The organism is Nocardiopsis alborubida (assembly GCF_012396365.1).
In the GTDB taxonomy this organism is placed as follows: domain Bacteria; phylum Actinomycetota; class Actinomycetes; order Streptosporangiales; family Streptosporangiaceae; genus Nocardiopsis; species Nocardiopsis alborubida.
In genome coordinates this window covers 187305-193338 of record NZ_JAAXPG010000015.1, presented here as the reverse complement: position 1 = coordinate 193338, position 6034 = coordinate 187305, and the positions used below count along the sequence as shown (strand labels likewise).

Annotated in this window: 5 protein-coding genes, 1 pseudogene and 1 CRISPR repeat array; of the genes and pseudogenes, 3 read left to right on the top strand and 3 right to left on the bottom strand. The window is 71.8% G+C overall.

Annotated elements, in window-relative coordinates:
- Together HGB44_RS17385 and HGB44_RS17380 are read right to left on the bottom strand one after the other, a co-directional pair.
- A pseudogene (locus tag HGB44_RS17385) lies at positions 1–255 on the bottom strand (DsbA family protein); the annotation flags it as partial.
- A 185-nt stretch (positions 256–440) separates the two neighbouring features.
- Positions 441–1955 carry an FAD-dependent oxidoreductase gene (locus tag HGB44_RS17380; protein ID WP_061079008.1) on the bottom strand — a complete coding sequence of 505 codons (1515 nt, stop codon included), beginning with the start codon at positions 1953–1955 and terminating at the stop codon, positions 441–443.
- 415 nt (positions 1956–2370) lie between these two features.
- Positions 2371–3497: a CRISPR direct-repeat array (repeat unit 29 nt; unit sequence GTGCTCCCCGCGCACGCGGGGATGGTCCC).
- Positions 3498–3543: 46 nt separating this feature from the next.
- On the opposite strand from HGB44_RS17380, the gene HGB44_RS17375 reads away from it, so the two are divergent.
- From HGB44_RS17375 to HGB44_RS17365, 3 genes are all read left to right on the top strand, one after another.
- Positions 3544–4497 (top strand): GNAT family N-acetyltransferase, encoded by a 954-nt coding sequence (locus tag HGB44_RS17375; RefSeq protein ID WP_061079009.1) that lies wholly within the window; start codon positions 3544–3546, stop codon positions 4495–4497.
- A gap of 94 nt (positions 4498–4591) precedes the next feature.
- On the top strand, positions 4592–4762 hold the full coding sequence (locus HGB44_RS17370; RefSeq protein ID WP_168444044.1) for a hypothetical protein: 171 nt from the start codon (positions 4592–4594) through the stop codon (positions 4760–4762).
- A 354-nt stretch (positions 4763–5116) separates the two neighbouring features.
- Positions 5117–5578: a PPOX class F420-dependent oxidoreductase gene (locus tag HGB44_RS17365; RefSeq protein ID WP_061079010.1), complete on the top strand. Its 462-nt coding sequence runs from the start codon at positions 5117–5119 to the stop codon at positions 5576–5578.
- A gap of 88 nt (positions 5579–5666) precedes the next feature.
- On the opposite strand, the gene HGB44_RS17360 is transcribed toward HGB44_RS17365, so the two are convergent.
- The gene (locus tag HGB44_RS17360) at positions 5667–6011 is read right to left on the bottom strand and encodes a hypothetical protein (protein WP_061079011.1); all 345 of its coding nucleotides are present in this window, start codon (positions 6009–6011) and stop codon (positions 5667–5669) included.
- Between the last annotated feature and the right edge of the window lie 23 nt (positions 6012–6034).

Here is a 6034-nt window from a genome sequence, read left to right as displayed (position 1 = left end):
GTCGGAGTAGGCGACCATCACCACCGGGGCGTCGACGGGTCCCATCGCGTGCGGGTCGGCCGGGTCCCTGCGGGCGATCTCCTCTCCGGCGGCCCGCATCTCATCGCTGACCGTGTCGGCGGCGGTCTCGCCGGGGGAGTCCGCGGCGCCGGGGTCCTCGGCGTTCATGAAGAGGGCCGTGAGCAGCAGTAGCGCACAGGCCATCCCGGTGAGCAGGAGGGCCGGGGCGCTGTTGCGTCGGGGTGGCTCGGACATGGTCGGGGCCTCGCACGCGGTGGGTTCTATGGACGATAGTTTTTATTCTATCGACCATAGAACAGCGTCCGGCCGCAGACCGGACACCCGTGAACGCGCGGCGCCGGGCCGGTCAGCTCCTGCGGGCATCGCGGCCACGGGCCCGGGCTCCGGGAGGCTTCCGGCCAGCTCCAGGGAAGCGCGCGTCAGGAGTCGTCGAGGTCGACGGTGGGCAGGGGCTTGACCGCTGGACCGTTGAGCACACTGCCGTCGGTGTCGTAGCGGGAGCCGTGGCAGGGGCAGTCCCAACTGGTCTCCGCCGCGTTCCAGGCCAGGCGGCAGCCCAGGTGGGTGCAGTTCAGGCTGACGGCGTGGAGTTCGCCCCGCTCGTCGCGGTACGCGCCGACGGAGTCGCCGTCGGTCTCGATGACGCCGCCCTGCCCCCGCTCCAGGTGGCGGCCGTGGTGGGGACGCAGCCGGCCCAGGTGTCCGCCGACCATGTCCGCGCCGACCTTGAGGTTGTCCTTGATGAGCCGTCCCACGGCCTTGGCGTCACCGACGCGGGTCGCGTCGAACATCGCCAGCCAGGGGTTGTCACGGCCTCGCAGGAGGTCGCTCAACATGATGGCGGCGGCGCTGCCGTTGCTCAGGCCCCACTTGTTGAACCCCGTCGCCACCAGGATCCGGTCGTTCATCGGTGAACGACCGATGTAGGGCACCTGGTCGGCCGTGGTGTAGTCCTGGCCCGACCAGCGGTACTCCACCGCGTCCACGTCGAAGGTGGACCTGGTCCACTGCTCCAGGTCGTCCCACAGCGCCTGCGTGTCCTGCCCGGTGCCGGTCTCGTGGCCGTTGCCCACGACGACCAGCCCGTTGGAGCCGCGGTCCAGCCACGGCCGCGTGGACCTGCTGGGCGAGTCGACCGAGATCGCCATCTCCCGCGGTGCCGGGCCGCGGAGCCGGGCCGCCAACCCGAAGGACCGGTAGGGGCGCGCCTTGGCGAAGTACCCCCCGATCATGTTGATCGGCAACAGCGTCGCCACCACCACGAGGTTCGCGCGGACCGTCGCGTCGGCGGTGCGCACCCGCACGGTGCCGTCCCGCTCCTCCTCCACCTCCAACGCGCGGGTGTGCTCGAACACCCGCGCACCGGCCGCCGACAGCGCCTCGGCCAGCCCGGCGACGTAGCGGCCCGCGTGGAAGTGCAGCTGGTGGTCGAACCGTACCGCCGCCTCGATCCCGAAGGGCAGGTCGGTCGTCTCCACCAGCGACGCCGGAAGGCGCAGGCGCTGGGCCGCGGCCGCCTCCTCCTCCAGGGTCCGGCGCTGCTCGGGGTCACGGGTGTAGGCCACGGCGGGTGCGCGGGTGAGGTCGCAGTCGATGCCGTACTCACCGGCCAGCTCGGCGACCAGTTCCACCCCGGCCTGGTTGGCGTCGGCGTACACGCGGGCCAGGTCCTGGCCGTGGCGGTCGACCAGCCCTGCGTAGACCAGCCCGTGCTGGGAGGTGACCTTGCCGGTGGTGTGCCCGGTCGTGCCCTGCCCCAGGCGTCCGGCTTCCAGCACCGCGACGCTGCCGGCCCCGGCCCTCCGCGCCAGCAGCGCGGTGGTCAGCCCGACGAGGCCGCCTCCCACCACCGCGACGTCGACCTCCACGTCCTGGTTCAGACGGGGGAACTCCGGTCGGTCCTCCACGACCGTCCACACACTCCTGTGCCGCATCTTTCGCCCTCCCGGTCGAGTCCACTGGTGCCGATGCCCTCATGGACCGGAGTCCGGGGCGCCCCCGTCAGCCCGGCGCCTCGACACGGGCGCCGTCGATCCCCATGGAACTGACAGTGCCTACACAAGTACCCAACGTTCCCGACCGTTACCGCCGGAGACCCGGGCAGGGCATGGCCCCAACGGTCCTGACTGGTGCGAGGGCTGTTTGGCGTGTGCCAGGGACTTTCCACAGGATTCGCGGAACGGGCGGCGAAGGGGGAGAGTGGGCCGTAGTTTGGAACTTTCTGGAGCGGCATCGTTTCGGTACTCGGTGGGTTATTTGAGCTTGTTGGGGTTTGTGGTGCTTTTGTCTGTTTCTGAAGAAGTTGGAAAAACGGCTGCTTGCCACTGGTAAGTTCGCAGGTCGTTGACTGTGCTCCCCGCGCACGCGGGGATGGTCCCGGGTGGCACCCCCACTGGCACGTCCTGCTGTTGTGCTCCCCGCGCACGCGGGGATGGTCCCGTCGCCGTGCCAGAGGACCTCTTGTTGCACAGGTGCTCCCCGCGCACGCGGGGATGGTCCCAGCTCCTGGCACTCGTCGATGGCCAGCACGATGTGCTCCCCGCGCACGCGGGGATGGTCCCCCTGACACCATCGTCAACGAACGATTGACGCGGTGCTCCCCGCGCACGCGGGGATGGTCCCCCGACCGGCCGGAGCGGCCGGACGGGGAGGAAGTGCTCCCCGCGCACGCGGGGATGGTCCCGACCGGATCATGGTCCTGATCGCTGACATCGTGTGCTCCCCGCGCACGCGGGGATGGTCCCACCCGCTTGACCTCCTTGCCCGAGGGGGCCGGGTGCTCCCCGCGCACGCGGGGATGGTCCCCGGTTTCGGGGCCGACTTCGCATCTGACCTGTGTGCTCCCCGCGCACGCGGGGATGGTCCCGAGTCGAACGAACTGATCTTCGCGATCGACTCGTGCTCCCCGCGCACGCGGGGATGGTCCCAACAGCGACTCCACCATGATCACCAACGGCGGGTGCTCCCCGCGCACGCGGGGATGGTCCCTCGATCCACGCCGACTTGCGGTCGCGGGCGATGTGCTCCCCGCGCACGCGGGGATGGTCCCCCGGTCCACAGCGCCGTGAGCGCGTGGAAGGAGTGCTCCCCGCGCACGCGGGGATGGTCCCAGCTCGAAGGGGGTCAAGTTGCCCTTGACCTTGTGCTCCCCGCGCACGCGGGGATGGTCCCGAGCGCCTTGGTAGTACAGGGGGCAGTACTACGTGCTCCCCGCGCACGCGGGGATGGTCCCTGGGGCTTGGCTGGGTTCGCGGAGGGCGGGCGGTGCTCCCCGCGCACGCGGGGATGGTCCTCCCAGCAGGACGGGGATGCCGATGCGTAGCGCGTGCTCCCCGCGTACGCGGGGATGGTCCCGCGAAGTACGACCCCTGGAACGCCAGCTCCTGGTGCTCCCCGCGCACGCGGGGATGGTCCCTCACTTCGCCTGTGGTGATTGACACTGCATGCGTGCTCCCCGCGCACGCGGGGATGGCCCGGAAAACCGCTCGACGGCTTCGCGACGCCCTGACACAGTGGCGCACCATGACGAGTTTCGAACTTGTGACCGCCGCGGACGTGCAGCTCATGCAGGGGCTGGCACAGCGCGTCACCGCCACCCGCCCGGACCTGGTGAACAGCGACGCGTCGTTCGGCGAGCTGGCCTGGAACTGGGGCAGGGGGCACGCCAGCGACGGCGCGACCTGGCCGCGTCGCCTGTGGTTCTCCGGCGGGGAACTGGTGGCGTGGGGCTGGGCCCGTCTTCCGCACCGGGTGAGGTTGAGCGACGGCTCCGTCAGGGACGTCACCAGCGCCTACCTGATGTACCAGGTCCACCCCGACCACGCCGGGCTGGTCGACGAGGTGATCGACTGGTACGACGCCACGGCGGCGGGCGTCGAACGCACGGTGGTGCCCAGCGCCGTCGACGAGTTCGGACTGGAGCGGTGGGCGGCGCACGGCTATGGGACCGACCCGGACTCGCTCGGCGACAACGGGTCCTGGACCCAGCTCAACGAGCGCGACCTCACCGACGTGGAAGAGCCGGTGCTGCCGACCGGATTCCGGTTCCGCACCGCCGACGAGGCCGGACCGGAGGCCGCGGTCCGGGCCCATCTGGATGCCTGGGCCCCCTCGGCGTACACGGCCGAGGCCTACCGTGGCGTCCGGCGGACGGCGGGGTACCGCGGCGACCTGCACGTCCTGGTGGAGGCGCCGGACGGAACGATGGCGTCCTCGACGATCATGTGGTTCGACGAGGTCAACAGGACCGTCGAGTTCGAGCCGGTCGGCACGCATCCGGACTACCGCCGTCTGGGACTGGGCAGGGCGATGCTCCTGCACGGGATGCGTCTGGCGCGGGCCGCCGGGGCCAACCACGCGACGGTCGTCTGCCTGGGCGCGCCGGGGCACCCCCGGGCGCGCGGGCTGTACCACAGCGTCGGGTTCCGGATGTTCACGCGGGACGCGCCGCTCATCAAAAACGCGACCGCGCAGTGACGCCCGTGTGACTCCTGAGGTACAAGACAGGCGTGTGATCCCTGGTGGCTCGGGGTAGGGGCGGGCCAGTAATCCGACAGGGAGGAGGGCGGACATGAGCGTTCCGGAGGAGTCGAGGCCCAAGACCACGGACACCGACCAGGTCGTCGACGCCGACCACAGCGACGACGCCCGCGAGCCGGACACCCGGGGGGAGCTGGAGGCCGAGCTCCAGGACAGGATGGAGGAGCAGGACCTCAGCCGCGAGGACTTCGGCGCCGAGTGAACCTGCTACGGTCCCGGGGCCGCACCGCCCGAGGGCGGCCCCGGGACCGGCCTGCCCGCGTGCCGTGCTGGGGACGATCGCCCTCGCCGGAGTCCTGGTCCCGTGCGCCATGCTCCCGGTGCGGGCGCTCCACCGGCGACGCGGCAGGGAGTTCCTGGCGCTCCACACCCCCTCCGGCCGAGACCGACCGGGAACCCCGCCCGGCCGCGAACGCCCCGGGACCCCGTCCGATCACGGCTGACGCGAGGAGCCGTCCGCGACCGCGCGTCGGCTCCGACCGCCCCCGCCCCAGGGCGGATACGCTGTCCCGGTCCGCGCGAGGCGCGTGGACCCGCGAGCAGCGAAAGCGAAACGATGAGCCCTTCGATCGCCACCAACACCCGCGTCGACCTGGACGGCCTGCTGGAGTTCGTGCGTCCCCGCCATCACGCGCTCCTCATCACCCGCCGCGCGGACGGCGAGCCCCAGGCCTCCCCGGTGACCTGCGGCGTCGACGCCCAGGGCCGGATCGTGGTCTCCACCTACCCCGAGCGCGCCAAGACCCGCAACGCCCGGCGCGACCCCCGGGTCAGCGTCCTGGTCCTGTCCGACGACTTCGACGGCGCCTGGGTCCAGGTCGACGGCGAGGCCGAGGTCATCGACGGGGAGGACGCGGTCGAGCCCCTGGTCGAGTACTTCCGGGTGATCTCCGGGGAGCACCCCGACTGGGACGAGTACCGCCAGGCCATGCGCCGTCAGGGCAAGTCCCTGATCCGCGTCACCCCGAAGCGGTGGGGTCCGGTCGCCACCGGCGGCTTCCCCGCCGGCCGGGTCTGAGCCCGGCCGCCGATCACAGTCCCGACCCGGAACGGAATTCCGCCGACCGGGTCCGGGCCCGCCCGCCGGGCCGCCGCGCCGCCCCGGGTCACCGCCCCGCGGGCGGCGGCCGCCAGTCGTCGTCGGGAGGCGAACCCCCGCGGTCGGGCGGGTCGCCTCCCTCGGGCGGCGGCCTCCAATCCTCACCGGACGAGGCGTCCGCGGTTCCCTCCCCGGGCCGGGCGGTCCCCAGGCCGGGAATGCTGCCCCTGTCCCAACCGGTCGGGTAGCGCCTGCCCTCCGGCCGCTCCTTCCAGTAGTCCGGGGAGCGCACGGCCTCCTGCTTGCGGATCGTGTCCCTGCGGATGATCCACAGCACGAGGAAGATCACCCCGATCGGGATGACGAGGGCCATCAGGATCCCGAACAGCCCGCCGAGTGTCGGCCACTCCATCGCCTTCCTCCTTCAGCTGGGGG